A 16,295-nucleotide genomic window follows, 5' to 3' on the forward strand; every position below is an offset into this window, starting at 1 on the left:
AAATAGCATTGATATACATGAGGGCTTCTTTGAAGATTGTGAGAATCTGAGAATGAGTGAGATATTAAAAGAAAATCAAAGATTATAGAGGGAGGTATAGTCAATGAAAGGATTAGGTAATTTACAAAAGCTCGGGAAAGCCTTGATGCTTCCAATAGCAGTTTTACCTGCTGCTGCATTGCTTTTAAGGCTTGGCGCAAAGGATGTATTCAACATTCCGTTTATCACAAATGCTGGTGGTGCCATATTTGACAACTTGCCACTTATCTTTGCGATAGGCATAGCAATAGGCTTCGCTGGCGGCGATGGAGTTGCTGGTCTGGCGGCTACTGTTGGATATTTGGTTTTGACGAAAGGTGCAACGACGATAAATAAAGACATAAACATGGGCGTTTTAGGCGGTATCCTTATAGGTATCATAGCTGGTTATTTGTACAATAGGTACCACGACGTAAAATTGCCCGATTTCTTAGGTTTCTTTGGAGGCAAGAGATTTGTCCCTATAATCACATCATTGGCAGCTTTGGTATTGGCTTTTGCTGCAGGTTATGTATGGCCGCCAATACAAAATGTCATATATGCTTTAGGAAAATGGATAATAAGCGCAGGAGCATTTGGCGTATTTATCTATGGAGTATTGAATAGGTTGCTTATTCCTGTTGGACTTCATCACGTGATTAATAGCCTCGTTTGGTTCGTATTTGGGTCGTTTAAATCTGCATCTGGTGCAGTTGTCACTGGTGATTTAAATAGATTTTATGCAGGAGACCCAACTGCCGGTAGATTTATGACAGGCTTCTATCCTATAATGATGTTTGCACTGCCTGCAGCAGCGCTTGCTATGGTGATGGCTGCTAAGCCAAAGAACAGAAAAGCAGTATCCGGTATTATGATTTCTGCGGCATTAACGGCTTTCCTCACAGGTATAACAGAACCGATTGAATTTGCTTTTATGTTTTTAGCGCCTGTTTTGTACGTTGTACACGCAATTTTAACAGGCTTGTCCCTGGCAATAACGTATTTGCTTGGAATAAGGATGGGCTTTGGATTCTCTGCAGGTCTTATAGACTACATCCTAAGCTTTGGAATATCATCTAAACCGCTACTTTTATTGCTGATAGGAATAATTTACGCTGTAGTTTACTTCGTTGTATTCTACTTCCTCATCGTCAAATTGAATTTGCCTACACCAGGAAGGCTTGATGAGGATACGGATGAAAGTAACGAGCAATTGTCAAGTTCTGATATAGGTGAGCTGGCGCAGAACTACTTGGCACTTTTAGGAGGGGCTGGTAACATCGTGTCTTTAGAATCCTGCATCACAAGGCTGCGCTTAAGCGTCAAAGATGACACTGTCATAAACGACGATGAACTTAAAAAAGCTGGAGCGAATGGCGTCATAAGGATGGGCAAAGGAGCACTACAGGTTATTGTTGGTACAAAAGCTGATTTAATAGCACAAGAGATGCAGAAGAGAATGAAGAAAAAATGATCATTAGCGGCCTTTACGGCCGCTTAAAATATATTTTACTATTGACAATAAATTATATATTATTATTTTATGCACAATATTATTGAAAGGATTGGTTCTTATGTTCAATATATTTAAGAAGAAGTTTATAGGCGAAACAATAGTATCACCATTTAACGGAAAACTGATAAATATTGAAGATGTTCCTGATCCAGTATTTTCAGGAAAAATGGTTGGTGATGGTGTCGCGGTTGAACCTAAAGATGGCATGGTGTACTCGCCTGTAGATGGGGAGGTAATTCAACTTTTTCCTACGAAACACGCCATAGGCATAAGATCGTCTGGTGGGCTTGAAATACTTATTCACATTGGAATGGATACAGTTGAGATGAAAGGGGAGGGTTTTGAAAGTTTTGTTGAAGAAGGGCAGAAAGTTAAAACAGGTGATAAACTTATAGTGTTTGACATTGACAAGGTAAAAGAAAATCATCCTATCATAAGCCCTGTAATCATTACTAACATGGAACTTGTAGAAAAGATGAAGAAAAAAGAGAATGGAGTCACAGTTGAAGGAGGAAAAACTGAAATAATGAAAATAAACTTAAAATGACATATAAAAACTTTAGGAGGGGAGGTTAATGTTCACTGCTTTAAAGGTATTAAATAACAATGTTGTGATGGCCTGTGATGAAAAGAATGTAGAGTGTATAGTTGTAGGAAAAGGCATAGGGTTTTCTAAAAAGCCAGGCGATGCGATAAATGAAAGAATTGAGAAGGTTTATTATCTGCAAGAAAAAGCCAATGTTGTAAAGTTTTCAGAATTACTTAACAATATAAGAGATGAAGTTATTGGAATATCTGAGGAGCTTATAGCATACGCTGAAAATGTGAAAGGTCGGAAATTGAATGAACACATCCACATAGCGCTTCCTGATCATATAGCATTTGCCATTGAAAGAATAAAAGGTGGAATAGACATAAAAAATCCTTTTAATCAAGAGATAAGTGCCCTTTATAAAGATGACTATAAAATAGCACTTAGGGCCATAGATTTAATAAACGACAGGCTAAATGTAAAGCTTCCTGAGGATGAGGCGGGGTTTATTGCGTTGCACCTTCATGCGGCATTTGAGAATTCAGGCGTGTCAGTCACTATGAAAAATACGAGGTTGGTTTCAGAGCTTGTGAAAAATATTGAAGAAATGATAGGCAGGAAGATTGAAACTGATTCTATTGACTATTTAAGGCTTATTACGCACTTGAAATTTGCAGTAGACAGAATAGAAAGGGGCATGCCGATTTCAAATGAACTTCTTCTGCCCATAAAGCGAAAGTTTAAGAAGGCTTATAAAATAGCTGCAAGCATTGCCAAACACATCGGAAATTCATTAGGGACGAATGTGCCTGAAGATGAAATAGGCTATTTAGCCATACACATACAGAGATTGATGAATGATGTGCAAAAACCAGATTAGTAAGTATAATCTGGTTTTTGCAATTTTATATATAAAAAATTGCAAAAACTATTGACTTTATTTCTTTATATGAATAAAATATATACATAAGTTTCTTTGATTTAAGAAGGGGGAAGTTCGATGAAATTCAAAAAAGAAGATGGTAAATTGTACCTCGTTGATACAACACTGAGAGATGGAGAACAGACAGCCGGTGTTGTTTTTGCTAATAGTGAGAAGATTAGGATTGCGAAAATGTTAGATGAAATTGGCGTGCATCAACTGGAAGTTGGAATTCCAACAATGGGCGGAGATGAGAAAGAGACGATTGCAAAAATTGCAAAACTTGGACTAAATGCCAGCATAATGGCATGGAACAGAGCTGTTGTAAATGATGTGAAAGAATCATTAGAGTGCGGTGTTGATGCTGTTGCGATTTCAATCTCGACTTCAGATATACACATAGAACACAAGCTAAGAACTTCAAGGCAGTGGGTTTTAGATCACATGACAAGCGCTGTTGAATTCGCTAAAAAAGACGGCGTATACGTTTCTGTAAATGCAGAGGATGCATCCAGGACAGATATGGACTTTCTCATAGAGTTTACAAGATGTGCAAAACAAGCAGGTGCAGATAGATTGAGATTCTGTGATACTGTAGGCATATTGGATCCTTTTAAAACGTACGACATCATAAAAAAGATTAAAGAAGCCATAGATATAGATATTGAGATGCATACGCACAATGATTTTGGAATGGCGACGGCAAACGCTCTTGCTGGTTTTAAAGCTGGTGCTAATTTTATAGGCGTCACTGTAAATGGCCTCGGTGAAAGGGCCGGAAATGCAGCGTTAGAGGAAGTAGTGATGGCGCTAAAGCACGTATATAAGTACGACATCAATATAGACACAAAAAGGTTTAGAGAGATTTCAGAGTACGTATCTACAGCATCTGGAAGGCAACTGCCGTCTTGGAAGGCAATTGTTGGAACAAATGTGTTTGCACATGAGTCAGGAATCCACGTTGATGGGGCTCTTAAAGATCCTCACACATATGAAATATTCGACCCAGACGAAGTAGGTCTTGAAAGACAGATTGTAATAGGCAAGCACTCAGGTACAGCAGCGCTAATAAATAAGTTTAAAGAGTACGGAAGAGTATTGCCTGAGGAGGAAGCAAAAGAACTTTTACCTTATGTGAGAAGTTTGTCTATTCAGCTTAAAAGGCCGCTTTTTGATAAAGAATTGATATATCTCTATGAAGAGCACATATCTAAGATTAAGGCAATTTAATTAGAGGGGGATGACAAGTGAATTTAACGCAAAAAATTTTGAAGAAGCATTTGGTGGAAGGAGAACTTGTTAAAGGACATGAAATAGCTATTAAAATAGATCAGACACTGACGCAGGACTCTACAGGCACTATGGCTTATCTGGAGCTGGAAGCTTTAGGAGTCGACAAAGTCAAGACAGAGCTTTCTGTCGCTTATGTTGATCATAATATGCTGCAGGAAGGTTTCGAAAATGCAGATGACCATAAGTACATCCAGACTGTTGCTGCGAAACATGGAATATACTTCTCAAGGCCGGGTAATGGTATTTGCCATCAAGTCCACCTTGAGAGGTTTGGAAAACCGGGAAAGACGCTATTAGGATCTGACAGCCATACGCCAACAGGTGGTGGCATAGGTATGCTGGCCATTGGTGCTGGAGGACTTGATGTGGCATTGGCTATGGCAGGTGAGCCGTATAGGCTGGTAATGCCAGAAGTGATTAACGTTAGACTCACTGGAAAATTAAAACCATGGGTATCATCGAAAGACATTATACTTGAGTTATTAAGAAGGCTTACTGTAAAAGGTGGAGTCGGCAAGGTATTTGAGTACACAGGCGATGGCGTTGCAACACTGTCCGTTCCTGAAAGAGCTACTATAACAAATATGGGAGCAGAGTTGGGAGCGACTACATCTATCTTCCCATCTGATTTCCGCACGTATGAATTTTTAAAAGCCCAAAAGAGAGAAGATGACTTTGAAGCACTGCTGCCAGACGATGATGCTGAGTATGATGGCGTCATTGAAATCAATCTTGACGAATTAGAGCCTATGGTGGCACTGCCACACAGTCCTGACAATGTAATAAAAGTGAAAGATGCAGGAAAGTTAAAAGTCGATCAAGTGGCGATTGGATCTTGCACAAATTCGTCCTACATGGACATGATGAAGGTAGCGGCCATATTAAAAGGTGGTCTTATCGCAGAAGGTGTAAGCTTGGTCATATCGCCTGGTTCGAGGCAAGTTTTAAATATGCTTGCAAAAAATGGCGCATTATCAGACATGATTTCGGCTGGCGCCAGGATTTTAGAGACAGCTTGCGGCCCGTGTATAGGCATGGGTCAGGCTCCTGCTACAAATGCTATATCCCTTAGGACATTTAACAGGAACTTTTATGGAAGGTGTGGCACAAAATCAGCAAAAGTGTATTTGGTAAGTCCTGAAGTAGCTGCTGCATCCGCATTGGCTGGTTATCTCATAGATCCGAGGGAGTTAGGAGAAGAAATCAAGATAGAGATGCCCAGTGAATTTTTGGTGAATGACAATATGATAATAAAACCGCCTGTAAATGCAGATGAATTTGACGTTGTAAGAGGTCCAAACATAAAGCCTTTCCCTATCAATACTCCTCTTGCAGATATTGAAAAAGCCGTCTTGATAAAGGTAGGGGACGACATTACGACAGACCACATTATGCCGTCTAATGCTAAGCTTTTGCCACTTAGATCAAATATTCCAGAGCTTTCAAAGCATTGCTTTGAGACGATAGATCCTGATTTCTCTAAGAGAGCTTTAGAAAATGGTGGCGGCATAATAGTTGGCGGAAATAACTACGGTCAAGGTTCCAGCAGGGAACACGCTGCGTTGGCGCCGCTTCAACTGGGAGTAAAAGCAGTAATAGCAAAGTCATTTGCAAGGATACACAAGGCAAACCTCATAAATAGCGGAATTCTTCCTTTAACATTTGTAAGTGAAGATGATTATGACAAGATCGATGAAGGCGATGTGCTTAAGATTGAAGATGCTGTAAATCAAGTCAAGTCAAAAGGCAAGATTGTCGTTAAGAATGTGACTAAAGGGTACGAATTTGAAGTGAATCTGGATGTTAGTGACAGAAATCGGGAAATTCTAATAGAAGGCGGACTCATAAATTACGTGAGAAAAAAAGATAAGGTTTGATGAAAAAGCATGCTACGGCATGCTTTTTTTAGTAGGCTCTTTGGTATATAATAAAAATATATGCGAAAAGAGGGATATTTACTTATGGAAAATGAAAGGCTAAAAAAACAGATAGAGTTTTTGAAAGAGATAGACAAGTTAAAGCAAGTATTTAGGCAGACGCTTCTTATGGATGGCACACGCCATGAGAACGACGCTGAGCATTCTTGGCATCTTGCAATGATGGCTATGGTCCTTTCTGAATATGCATCTGAAAAGATAGATATAAGCCATGTGATTAAAATGGTGATTGTACACGATATAGTAGAGATTGATGCTGGTGACACATTTGTGTACGATGAGAAGGGATATGAAGACAAAGCAGAAAGAGAGAAAAAAGCGGCAGAGAGGCTATTTAATATTTTGCCTGAAGATCAGGCAAATGAGATAAAAGGTTTGTGGGAAGAATTTGAAGAGCGCAAAACTAAAGATGCAAAATTTGCATCTGCTCTTGATAGGATGCAGCCTATAATACATAATTACTATACGAATGGTCATTCGTGGAGAGAACATGGTGTAAAAAGCTATCAAGTGCTTGAGAGAAACAAAATTATAAGCGAGATAGCGCCAGAGCTATGGCAGTTTATCAATGATATATTGGAAGATGCAATAAACAAGGGATATATTGAAAGATAATTAAAATTTTTGATAAATATTAAGAATATAGGAGGTCAATTTGATGTCGGTTTTTGATGTATTGAAAGAGAGAAATTTTATACAGCAGATGACGCATGAAGTTGAAATCAAAGAATTACTTGAGAAAGAAAAGGTTACTTTTTACATAGGTTTTGACCCGACGGCAGATAGCCTGCATGTTGGACATTTTTTGCAGCTTATGGTTATGGCTCACATGCAAAGGGCAGGACACAGGCCTATTGCTTTAATTGGCGGTGGCACTGCCATGATAGGCGATCCGACTGGCAAGACAGATATGAGAAAGATGCTGACGAAAGAGGAGATAACACACAATGCAGAGGCTTTCAAAAGACAAATGAGCCGCTTTATAGATTTTTCAGATGGCAAAGCGATACTTGCTAATAACGCTGACTGGCTTTTAAATCTTAACTATGTGGAGTTTTTAAGGGATATAGGAGTACATTTTTCTGTAAATAAGATGCTTACTGCCGAATGCTTCAAGACAAGGCTTGAAAGAGGACTTTCTTTTTTAGAGTTTAATTACATGCTTATGCAAGCGTACGATTTTCTTATGCTAAACAAAGAGTACGGCTGTGTGCTTCAGATGGGCGGAGACGATCAGTGGTCAAATATATTGGCAGGCGTCGATCTGATAAGGAGGAAAGAAGGAAAACAAGCATATGGCATGACATTTACTCTGCTTACTACAAGTGAAGGGAAGAAGATGGGTAAGACTGAAAAGGGAGCTATTTGGCTTGATGCTGATAAGACGCCGCCGTATGATTTTTATCAGTATTGGCGAAATATAGATGATTCAGATGTTGAAAAGTGCCTCTCATTGTTGACATTTTTGCCTATGGATGAAGTCAGAAGACTTGGCTCTTTAAAGGATATGGAGATAAATGAAGCCAAAAAAGTTCTGGCGTACGAAGTTACAAAACTTGTACATGGTGTGGATGAGGCTGAAAAAGCTAAAAAGGCAGCAGAAGCCTTGTTTGAGGGCAAAGGAGATTTAAGCAATGTGCCTACTTCCACGATTACAAGCGACATGTTAGGATTAAATTTGTTGGATGTTCTTGTAAAGACGGGCATAATTCCTTCAAAGAGCGAAGGAAGGAGGCTTATTACTCAAGGTGGCCTTTACGTAAATGATGAAAATGTAAAAGACGTAAATGCTGTAGTTACAGAAGACATGTTTAAGGAAGGTTACATGATTTTAAGACGAGGTAAAAAGTCTTACAACAAGATAATCCTTACATGATGTGTGGCGTACATAGTGTGCGCCATATTTTTTATAAATTTTATAATTAATTAATTATTACTTATTTGTAAAATATTATATAATTATACATGGGATAAAAGAGGTGGGCATTGTGAAAAAATTTATAATTTCTGTACTTGTGATGATAGCTGCATTTTTTATATCGTACGGGATGACAATGGGCAAAAACGGCATCATACAAGAAGCTTCTAAAGTTGGCAATGATAATTTAAAGCAGACGGCATCAAATGGCGATAAAAATGTAAATAATGCTTCGATAAAGATCACCATAAGCGCTGCAGGTGATACGACGCTGGGATCTGACGAAAGCTTTGGAAAAGAGTACACATTTGACGCAGAGTTTCAAAAACACAGTAGCGATTACGGATACTTTACTCAAAATGTGAAAAGCATCTTTACAAATGATGACCTGACAATAGTCAATTTAGAAGGGACGTTGACAAATGCTTCAAAAGAGGCTGACAAAGAGTACAAATTTAAAGGAAATCCCATTTATGTAAATATATTAAAAGATGGAGGGATCGATGCTGTAAATTTGGCCAATAACCATTCTTTTGACTATGGAAGGCAAGGATTTGATGACACAGTTTATACCCTTAAAAAAGCAGGAATAGGCTTTTTTGGATATGGGTACAAGTACATAAAGGAAATCAAAGGAATAAAAGTTGGAATTTTAGGTTATACAGGTTGGAGTTTTCCTGAAGATTTGAAAAAGCAAATAAAGGAAGATATTCAGGATATGAAAAGGCAAACCAATTTAGTCATCGTATGCTTTCACTGGGGTGATGAGGGGAAATACTATCCCAATAATACACAGATTGCATTAGGACATTATTCAGTTGATGAAGGGGCAGATCTCGTTTTGGGCACACACCCTCATGTGATTGAGGGCATAGAAAAGTACAATGGCAAGTACATAGTCTATTCACTTGGTAATTTCATCTTTGGCGGCAACAGAAACCCATCAGACAAAGACGCATTCATCTTTCAACAGACTTTCACATTTGATAATTCAAAAAGATTGATCGATTCAAACATGAACTTAATACCTATATCGATTTCCTCTTTAAAAGAGCGGAATGATTTTACACCTGTCATATTAGAAGACAGCGAAAAAGAAAGGGTATTAGAAAAGATTGCGGATCTATCAAATGGGATTAAATAAAATAAAAGAGCAATGTATTGAAATTACACTGCTCTTTTTAAATTTTCAGTCTTTTAAAGGCCTATTTTTTTCGTCAACAAATACGACTTTTGGCTTATAAGTTTTAGCTTCTTCATTATCCATCATTGCATATGAAATTATGATTACAATATCACCGGGGAGGCAAAGTCTTGCCGCAGCACCGTTTAAACATACAGTGCCTGAATCTTCTTCCCCTTCTATGACGTACGTTTCGAATCTTGCGCCGTTGTTGTTATTGACGATTTGCACTTTTTCTCCTGGCAGAATGTCGGCAAGATCCATTAACCTCTTATCGATTGTTATAGAACCCGTGTAGTTTAGGTTTGCATCTGTGACAGTTGCTCTGTGAATTTTAGATTTCATCATAAATCGCTGCATTATTCATCAACACCCCATAGTAAATTATCAATTAATCTCGTATTCCCTATATAACATGCAATTGCAATCAATGCTTTATCGCCTATAGTTGTCAGATCTTCCAACGTATCAGGGTGAACACATGAGACGTACTGTACTTTGCACTGAGGCTCGCTTTCTAAAGTTTTTCTCACAGCGTCTAAGACTTTTTCTGCACTTCTTTCTCCAGATACAAGGAGTTTTTCAGCCACCTTTAATGACTTGTTTAAAATTAGTGCTGCATGTCTTTCCTCATAAGTTAAGTAAGTATTCCTTGAACTTAGTGCTAATCCATCTTCATCCCTTACTATAGGCGATGCGATTATTTCGACTGGAATATTTAAGTCTTCTACCATCTTCTTTATTACAGCTACTTGCTGAGCGTCCTTTTGGCCGAATACTGCTATATCAGGCGCAAATATATTAAAAAGTTTTGCTACTACAGTGCATACACCGTCGAAATGTCCTGGTCTATATGCCCCGCAAAGCTTGTCTGTGATTTTACTTACGGTTATTGTCGTAAGCCTTTCGTTTGGATACATTTCTTCTACCGATGGTATAAAGACAAGATCACAACCTTGATTTTCCAACAGTTTAATGTCTCGTTCAATATCTCTTGGATATTTGTTATAATCTTCGTTTGGGCCAAATTGAATTGGGTTTACAAATATGCTGGCACATACGAAGTCCGAATTTTCTTTAGCTTTTTTTATGAGGGAAAGGTGCCCTTCATGAAGATAGCCCATGGTAGGCACAAGCCCTATCTTTTTATTTTGCTTCTTTTGTGACTTTATGATTTCTCTGACATCTTTTATCTTTTCAACAACCATCATTTTTCATCACTCTTTCTATTAGCAAATGAGTATTCTTCGGTTGGAAATAATCTATTTTGGACATCTGATATATAGTTTCCTACGGCATCTTTTATTATTTGGCTGATGTTTGCGTACTGCTTTACGAATTTTGGCTTGTGTCCTTGAGTAAGCCCTAACATATCGTGAAGTACAAGTATCTGACCATCGCAGTATGGCCCTGCTCCGATACCTATTGTAGGTATTGATAGGGATTCAGTGATTTCTTTCGCCAAATCCATTGGCACGCATTCCAGGACAAGAGCGCAGATACCGGCATCTTCTAATGATTTTGCATCGCTTTTTAGTTTTGATGCTGTCTTATCATCCTTGCCTTGAACCTTGTATCCACCTAATTGGTTCACAGATTGAGGTGTAAGGCCTATGTGACCTACTACTGGGATGCCGGCATTCACGATCGCTTTTACTGTTTCAGCTATTTCGACGCCGCCTTCCAGCTTTACGGCTTGAGTGCCTCCTTCAGCCAAAAGGCGAGCAGCATTTTTAAGCGCATCTTCTTTAGATATGTTGTAAGACATAAAAGGCATGTCAGCCACAACAAAAGCATTTTTCGCTGCTTTTGCGACAGCTTTTGTGTGGCGTACCATGTCATCCATTGTGACGGGTATGGTGCTTTCATATCCTAATACTGCCATGCCGAGGGAATCGCCTACAAGTATAAAATGAATACCGATTTCGTCCAATATCTTTGCTGTCGGATAATCATAGGCAGTCAATGCAGTTATCTTTATGCCGTCTTTTTTGAGCTTCTTTAATGTAGAAACTGTTATTTTATCATTCATTAAAAATCTCCTCCAATTCGGCTATTTTTTCATCACCTGAAATTTTAAAAAATTTTATTGTGGCATTCCCCATAGTTTTGTATAGCATTAAAAGTTCATCATCGGTTATGCTTTTAATATGTTTTTTGACCGTTTCTATGTCGCATCTGGCAATAGGACCTGACAACGATGCGTCACATCCTCTTTCACTTATGTTCTTCAAAGTTCCATTTATAAGTGGCAAAAGTAAATTTGGATGTTTGTCAAAAGGAAATCCAGAAGCTTTTAAAAGTTCATTAGCAGCTTTTATAAGAGTAACAAGGTAATTTGATGCCATGACACATGCTGCGTGATAGAGGGGTTTATTAATTCCATCTATCACTATTGGCCTTGCCCCTATTTCCTTTGCGATGTTTATTCCAGCATTTACAGCGAAGTTATCTCCTTCAATTGTAAAATAACTTTCCGGAAGCAGAGAGACTGCAGCTTCTATTGATGGGCATGTTTGGACAGGATGTAGGACCATCGTGTGTCCATATTCTTTAAGAGGCTTTAGTACATCAATGGAAATTGAGCCGCTTAAGTGTGCAAAGATTTTATTTTTTATAATAGATTTGTACTGTAGGATTTCTTCAACGATGGATTTTATACAGTCATCTTTTGTGCTTATTATGATCACGTCTGACGCATTTATGATGTCTTCGTATTTTAAAAAGGCAGTGGAATTTGTCAGAGATGATGCTTTGAGTGAAGAACCAATATTACGGCTTAGATATCCTGAAGCTTTTATTGATGAATTTGTAAGCAAAATACCAAGTCCTGTGCCAACCTTTCCTGCACCAATGAAACCTACTTTCATTTAAACAACACTCCCTTCAAATATGGGAGATAACAAAAAAACCTTCCGTACGGAAGGCATAATACACCTTTTTATCTCCCGTCCCGGTCATATGATCCTGGCGAGGCATGAACTTTAAAATTTTAGCCTTATGTATGGTTCCACTCGGGATACCATCATAATAAAAATAGCACTTTGATTCAATAAAGTCAAGAAAATTTGATTGTCTTAAGATTTGTATGGTAAAATTTCGTCTAATACAGCAACGAATTTATTGATTGTATACATGGAAAATGGTAAGATTTAATTGTAAAAGATGGATTTAAAATTTAGAATATTACGAATGATTCTGCCAATAGGAAGTGTTAGTTTGGATAAAATAGATAAAAAATTACTTTTTGACAATAATGATGAGATTGAGGCAATAGCAAAAAAATTCAATTTAAAGCTTTTAATCTTGTTTGGCTCTTATGCAAAAGGCTTAAATCATGAAAACAGTGATATAGATCTGGCCTTTGAAAGCTATAAAGCATTATCGTACGATGAAGAGATGAAATTGCTTTTAAATTTATCTCTATATTTTAGAACCGAAAAAGTGGATCTCGTCAATATAAAAAAGGCCGATCCATTGCTGTTATATCAGATTGCAAAATATGGGAGACCTCTTTACGGCTCAACAAATGATTTTGTGGAATTTAAGTGTTATGCATCTTTTAGATATGCTGATACTCAGTTTTTGAGAGAGCAAAGGAGACAGTATCTGAGAAAAGAAATAGACAAATTATTGAGGGGTGAATAAAATGGGTGATACGTGAAGCTGGAGTTTTAGATGTGGACTTTGCGGTTAAGATCGTTCCAGCTTCTGGTTTGAGAAATAGATTGGTTCATCAATATGAAAAGATTGATGATAAAATTGTATACAACAGCGTCAAGATGACAATAGAGGATTTTAGCAAATATGTAGATATAATAAGCAGGTACATTGGCGTATGATAAGCCATGCTGTTTTGATAACATTCCTCTATGTGGTATAATTCTATTTAAAAATAATATTATTACGAAAGAGGGTATTGCATTATGGAGAATGCTTTAATTAATAGGGATGAAGCTTATAAATTATTAAAGGATTACAACAAAAGTGAAAGCCTTATCACACATGCGTTGGCTGTTGAAGCGGTTATGAGGCATTTTGCTGAGCTTTTTGGCGAAGATGAGGAAAAATGGGGTATCGTAGGACTTTTGCATGACCTTGACTATGAGATGTATCCAAATGAGCATTGCAAGAAAGTAAGAGAAATATTAAAGGAACGTGGATGGCCTGAAGAATATATTCATGCAATAGAAAGCCATGGGTGGAAATTGTGCTCGGATGTAGAACCGGTACATAAAATGGAAAAGGTTTTGTACACAATTGATGAGCTGACAGGACTTATTACAGCTACAGCGCTTATGCGCCCCAGCAAAAGCATACTTGACTTAGAAGTGAAATCTGTAAAGAAAAAGTGGAAACAGAAAAGTTTTGCAGCAGGTGTCAATAGGGACGTCATAGAGGAAGGCGCAAAAATGCTTAACATGGACTTAGATAAAGTGATAGAAGAAACCATCATAGGCATGAGAAGTGTAGCGGATGAGATAGGGCTAAAAGGCAATGTTTGATTCAAAAATTTAATGTTAATGTGGTATTGCCTGACGCTGCTAAAAACGCGAAAGAGTTGACAGTTCCAGCACAAAATTAATTTGTACACTATAAAGACCCGGGAAACCGGGTTTTTATAGTATGTTTTCAAGTGTCAGCTTCTCATTTGATGGTATGTGGCTGTAAAGCTCTTTCAATGTTTTAAGCTCTGATAGGCTTAAATCTTTGTCTTTAGTTTCGATAAAGCTTTTAAGCTTTGAAAGACTCATATCAATGTCGTCTATTTCTCTGTGTTCAATTAAAATTGCCCATTTGTTGCTTATTTTTCCCCAAATCTTTTCTAAATCATCGGCATTTGTTTTGGCACTCATCCACTTCTCACTTTTTATGTCTTGCTCTATAACATCAAGCTTTTTTTCTATGCTGTTGGATGAAGCATATAAGTAGTTGTACGAAGCTATGTCTACAAGTATTATTAAGATAGTTATGGTTGCAATCAATGGAATTACGTGCTTCATTTAATGTATCACTCCTTCTTGTAAACTGTCAATACGTTATTGGGGTCAAGTGATGCCAGTATTACATTATCTATGCTGCTTATATTCCACATCTTCAATTGTTCATTAAGCCAATTCATATCTACATTTGCCATTTCCATGTTCTTACTTATGATTTTTCCGTCTATAATTATAGGAAGAGGTAGTCCTTCATACTGTGGTGTTAGATTTAAGTCATTAGGCGTTACAGGTCTTTTTTCGACTTTTGGTATTACGCTTAAACAGCCATTTGTCTCCAATATTGCATACTCTACATCTGCAATATTTGGATAGCCCATGACTCTAAGCTCTTCTAAAAGATCGTTTATATTGTACCTTTCCTTTTGAAGTTCTTTTGTTAGGATTTTGCCTTTGTCAATTAAAACTGTAGGTTTTCCACAGATGATTTCACGTCCGTGTAGGCTTTTCATTGATACATACGACAAAAAAAGCTGTGATATAAGCAAAGTAAAAATAGGTATTATGCCTGTTAAAAGAGGTATACCCTTGTTTTGCATAGGTACGGCTACCAAATCAGCTATCATTATTGCTACAACCAATTCATATGGCTGCAATTGCCCTATTTGCTGCTTTCCCATTATTCTCATGACTACTACTACCAAGAAATACAAGATCAGTGTACGAAAAAATATAATAAGCATAAGCCCACCCTTCCATTTAATATGTCACAAATATATTTTGAGAGTATTGATGCAAAATATACATTGTAAAAAGTTTGTTAAATAAAAAATGAAAATGTAAAATTTTCAGTGTTAACGTTTTATACTAAATTATGATATAGTATGTAAATTTACAAACTGTTATAATATAGTTATAGAAAAATAAACGTAGGGGTTGAAATATATGTGTAAGTTATTTGTAACAGATGCTGATGGAAGCCTTTTAGATAGCAATAACAAAATATCTGAAGCAAATATTAATGCCATAAATGAATTAAGAGAAAAGGGAGTCATTTACACAATTGCCACAGGCAGGATGTTTTCATCAATATTACCATACGCTTTAGAGCTTAGGGTAAATGCACCTGTCATTTGCTTTAACGGAGCTTTGATAAAAGATATTTACACAAAAAAAGTGTACTATTATAACCCGATTCAGCCAGATGATGCCATAGAGGTCATCGATGTATTAAAAAGTAGTGGCTACCAAGTAAATCTATATATCGATGACAAGCTGGTGGTTGAAGAAATGAATGAAAGGGTTGAATGGTATTTGTCGTTTAATACAGTCGAAGTGGACGCTGTTGGTGATCTTGCTGAATACATCAAAAATACGGGAAAAGGCACTGCTAAAATATACGCAATAGGCGACATTAAAAATCCTGCCCCTGTAGACCCGGAAGTTTACGATAAACTTTCAAAGATAGTTTCTGTTTCAACATCTGGCGGTGGCCATTTGGAGCTTAATGCTAAAGGTGTTAGCAAAGGCAATGCATTAAAGACGCTGGCAAATATGTACAACATTAAAAGGGAACTTGTTGCTGCTGTAGGTGACAATCTCAATGATTTATCGATGATAGAGTACGCTGGATTTGGTATTGCGATGGCAAATGCGCCTGAACTTGTAAAGATAAAGGCAGATTTCGTCACGAAGTCAAACAATGAAGATGGCATTGCATTTGCGATAAATAGGATTTTTGCAAAGCAACAAATTATGGCTGTTTAGGATACCAAAAACCACCTTTTGCATATAATGTAGTAGGCTTTATAAGTGCCGGAGGTGGTTTTTGTGGAACAGTTGGTTATAAAACTAAGCATTCTTGTGGTCTTAGTTGTAGGCATAATGTACATGGCTATGTCATTTATACCTGTTCTCGTCTTAAAAGATAGAAAAAAAGATGATGATGAGGATGAAGACAAATGATCTTCGTCTTTTTTTGTTGATTTATGAAAAACAATGTAAAATTTTTTCGAAAATCTATTGACAAATTTTCA

General features: G+C 37.4%; 19 protein-coding genes. 13 read left to right on the plus strand and 6 right to left on the minus strand.

Translation table 11 applies throughout. From position 1 onward, the window contains the following. The first annotated feature begins 103 nt into the window (after positions 1-103). The 8 genes from nagE to HNR52_RS08095 all read left to right on the plus strand — a co-directional run bounded on the left by nagE (position 104) and on the right by HNR52_RS08095 (position 9,280). Positions 104-1,492 carry an N-acetylglucosamine-specific PTS transporter subunit IIBC gene (gene nagE / locus HNR52_RS08060; RefSeq protein ID WP_013788678.1) on the plus strand — a complete coding sequence of 463 codons (1,389 nt, stop codon included), beginning with the start codon at positions 104-106 and terminating at the stop codon, positions 1,490-1,492. 100 nt (positions 1,493-1,592) lie between these two features. Then, positions 1,593-2,081 (plus strand): PTS sugar transporter subunit IIA, encoded by a 489-nt coding sequence (locus tag HNR52_RS08065; protein WP_013788677.1) that lies wholly within the window; start codon positions 1,593-1,595, stop codon positions 2,079-2,081. Between the two features lie 28 nt (positions 2,082-2,109). Further along, on the plus strand, positions 2,110-2,946 hold the full coding sequence (glcT, locus tag HNR52_RS08070; RefSeq protein WP_013788676.1) for a glucose PTS transporter transcription antiterminator GlcT: 837 nt from the start codon (positions 2,110-2,112) through the stop codon (positions 2,944-2,946). A gap of 120 nt (positions 2,947-3,066) precedes the next feature. Then, positions 3,067-4,218, plus strand: coding sequence for a homocitrate synthase (gene nifV / locus HNR52_RS08075; RefSeq protein WP_013788675.1), 1,152 nt, complete (start codon positions 3,067-3,069; stop codon positions 4,216-4,218). 17 nt (positions 4,219-4,235) lie between these two features. After that, a complete protein-coding gene (locus tag HNR52_RS08080; RefSeq protein ID WP_435620254.1) occupies positions 4,236-6,158 on the plus strand; it encodes an aconitate hydratase in 1,923 nt (640 codons plus the stop codon). 84 nt (positions 6,159-6,242) lie between these two features. After that, the gene (locus HNR52_RS08085) at positions 6,243-6,833 is read left to right on the plus strand and encodes an HD domain-containing protein (RefSeq protein ID WP_435620255.1); all 591 of its coding nucleotides are present in this window, start codon (positions 6,243-6,245) and stop codon (positions 6,831-6,833) included. A 43-nt stretch (positions 6,834-6,876) separates the two neighbouring features. Then, positions 6,877-8,094, plus strand: a complete 1,218-nt coding sequence (gene tyrS, locus HNR52_RS08090) for a tyrosine--tRNA ligase (protein ID WP_435620256.1) — start codon at positions 6,877-6,879, stop codon at positions 8,092-8,094. A 112-nt stretch (positions 8,095-8,206) separates the two neighbouring features. After that, entirely contained in the window at positions 8,207-9,280 is a 1,074-nt protein-coding gene (locus tag HNR52_RS08095; protein WP_013788671.1) for a CapA family protein, read from the plus strand. Positions 9,281-9,325: 45 nt separating this feature from the next. Here the strand turns inward: HNR52_RS08095 and panD are convergent, their stop codons facing one another. The 4 genes from panD to HNR52_RS08115 are packed head-to-tail and all read right to left on the minus strand — an operon-like array spanning position 9,326 to position 12,189. Continuing rightward, complete coding sequence (gene panD, locus HNR52_RS08100) at positions 9,326-9,679, minus strand: aspartate 1-decarboxylase (protein ID WP_435620257.1); 354 nt, start codon at positions 9,677-9,679, stop codon at positions 9,326-9,328. Then, positions 9,679-10,530, minus strand: coding sequence for a pantoate--beta-alanine ligase (panC, locus tag HNR52_RS08105; protein ID WP_041592120.1), 852 nt, complete (start codon positions 10,528-10,530; stop codon positions 9,679-9,681). Before panC ends, panD begins: the two co-directional genes overlap by 1 nt. Beyond that, positions 10,527-11,351, minus strand: coding sequence for a 3-methyl-2-oxobutanoate hydroxymethyltransferase (gene panB, locus HNR52_RS08110; protein ID WP_013788668.1), 825 nt, complete (start codon positions 11,349-11,351; stop codon positions 10,527-10,529). Before panB ends, panC begins: the two co-directional genes overlap by 4 nt. Further along, a complete protein-coding gene (locus tag HNR52_RS08115; RefSeq protein ID WP_435620258.1) occupies positions 11,344-12,189 on the minus strand; it encodes a Rossmann-like and DUF2520 domain-containing protein in 846 nt (281 codons plus the stop codon). The genes panB and HNR52_RS08115 overlap by 8 nt, the downstream gene beginning before the upstream one ends. Before the next feature lie 349 nt (positions 12,190-12,538). On the opposite strand from HNR52_RS08115, the gene mntA reads away from it, so the two are divergent. The 3 genes from mntA to HNR52_RS08130 all read left to right on the plus strand — a co-directional run bounded on the left by mntA (position 12,539) and on the right by HNR52_RS08130 (position 13,824). Next, complete coding sequence (gene mntA / locus HNR52_RS08120) at positions 12,539-12,967, plus strand: type VII toxin-antitoxin system MntA family adenylyltransferase antitoxin (protein WP_230197584.1); 429 nt, start codon at positions 12,539-12,541, stop codon at positions 12,965-12,967. Between the two features lie 5 nt (positions 12,968-12,972). Beyond that, complete coding sequence (locus tag HNR52_RS08125; RefSeq protein ID WP_435620259.1) at positions 12,973-13,161, plus strand: DUF86 domain-containing protein; 189 nt, start codon at positions 12,973-12,975, stop codon at positions 13,159-13,161. 84 nt (positions 13,162-13,245) lie between these two features. Further along, positions 13,246-13,824, plus strand: a complete 579-nt coding sequence (locus HNR52_RS08130; RefSeq protein WP_013788664.1) for an HDIG domain-containing metalloprotein — start codon at positions 13,246-13,248, stop codon at positions 13,822-13,824. Positions 13,825-13,938: 114 nt separating this feature from the next. On the opposite strand, the gene HNR52_RS08135 is transcribed toward HNR52_RS08130, so the two are convergent. Then, entirely contained in the window at positions 13,939-14,322 is a 384-nt protein-coding gene (locus HNR52_RS08135) for a DUF4363 family protein (RefSeq protein ID WP_013788663.1), read from the minus strand. 8 nt (positions 14,323-14,330) lie between these two features. Beyond that, positions 14,331-15,002, minus strand: a complete 672-nt coding sequence (locus HNR52_RS08140; RefSeq protein ID WP_013788662.1) for a YetF domain-containing protein — start codon at positions 15,000-15,002, stop codon at positions 14,331-14,333. A gap of 202 nt (positions 15,003-15,204) precedes the next feature. On the opposite strand from HNR52_RS08140, the gene HNR52_RS08145 reads away from it, so the two are divergent. Beyond that, a complete protein-coding gene (locus HNR52_RS08145; RefSeq protein WP_435620260.1) occupies positions 15,205-16,026 on the plus strand; it encodes an HAD family hydrolase in 822 nt (273 codons plus the stop codon). A gap of 63 nt (positions 16,027-16,089) precedes the next feature. After that, positions 16,090-16,224 carry a hypothetical protein gene (locus tag HNR52_RS08150; protein ID WP_268257772.1) on the plus strand — a complete coding sequence of 45 codons (135 nt, stop codon included), beginning with the start codon at positions 16,090-16,092 and terminating at the stop codon, positions 16,222-16,224. The last annotated feature ends 71 nt before the right edge of the window (positions 16,225-16,295 follow it).

The sequence above is a fragment of the Thermoanaerobacterium thermosulfurigenes genome, from assembly GCF_051201035.1.
In the GTDB taxonomy this organism is placed as follows: domain Bacteria; phylum Bacillota; class Thermoanaerobacteria; order Thermoanaerobacterales; family Thermoanaerobacteraceae; genus Thermoanaerobacterium; species Thermoanaerobacterium thermosulfurigenes.

What these genes read in the sequence shown, in the direction of transcription:
- nagE (WP_013788678.1), top strand. Translation starts at nt 104, where the DNA reads ATGAAAGGATTAGGTAATTTACAAAAGCTCGGGAAAGCCTTGATGCTT.
- HNR52_RS08065 (WP_013788677.1), top strand. Translation starts at nt 1,593, where the DNA reads ATGTTCAATATATTTAAGAAGAAGTTTATAGGCGAAACAATAGTATCA.
- glcT (WP_013788676.1), top strand. Translation starts at nt 2,110, where the DNA reads ATGTTCACTGCTTTAAAGGTATTAAATAACAATGTTGTGATGGCCTGT.
- nifV (WP_013788675.1), top strand. Translation starts at nt 3,067, where the DNA reads ATGAAATTCAAAAAAGAAGATGGTAAATTGTACCTCGTTGATACAACA.
- HNR52_RS08085 (WP_435620255.1), top strand. Translation starts at nt 6,243, where the DNA reads ATGGAAAATGAAAGGCTAAAAAAACAGATAGAGTTTTTGAAAGAGATA.
- tyrS (WP_435620256.1), top strand. Translation starts at nt 6,877, where the DNA reads ATGTCGGTTTTTGATGTATTGAAAGAGAGAAATTTTATACAGCAGATG.
- panD (WP_435620257.1), bottom strand. Translation starts at nt 9,679, where the DNA reads ATGCAGCGATTTATGATGAAATCTAAAATTCACAGAGCAACTGTCACA.
- panC (WP_041592120.1), bottom strand. Translation starts at nt 10,530, where the DNA reads ATGATGGTTGTTGAAAAGATAAAAGATGTCAGAGAAATCATAAAGTCA.
- panB (WP_013788668.1), bottom strand. Translation starts at nt 11,351, where the DNA reads ATGAATGATAAAATAACAGTTTCTACATTAAAGAAGCTCAAAAAAGAC.
- HNR52_RS08115 (WP_435620258.1), bottom strand. Translation starts at nt 12,189, where the DNA reads ATGAAAGTAGGTTTCATTGGTGCAGGAAAGGTTGGCACAGGACTTGGT.
- HNR52_RS08130 (WP_013788664.1), top strand. Translation starts at nt 13,246, where the DNA reads ATGGAGAATGCTTTAATTAATAGGGATGAAGCTTATAAATTATTAAAG.
- HNR52_RS08135 (WP_013788663.1), bottom strand. Translation starts at nt 14,322, where the DNA reads ATGAAGCACGTAATTCCATTGATTGCAACCATAACTATCTTAATAATA.
- HNR52_RS08140 (WP_013788662.1), bottom strand. Translation starts at nt 15,002, where the DNA reads ATGCTTATTATATTTTTTCGTACACTGATCTTGTATTTCTTGGTAGTA.
- HNR52_RS08145 (WP_435620260.1), top strand. Translation starts at nt 15,205, where the DNA reads ATGTGTAAGTTATTTGTAACAGATGCTGATGGAAGCCTTTTAGATAGC.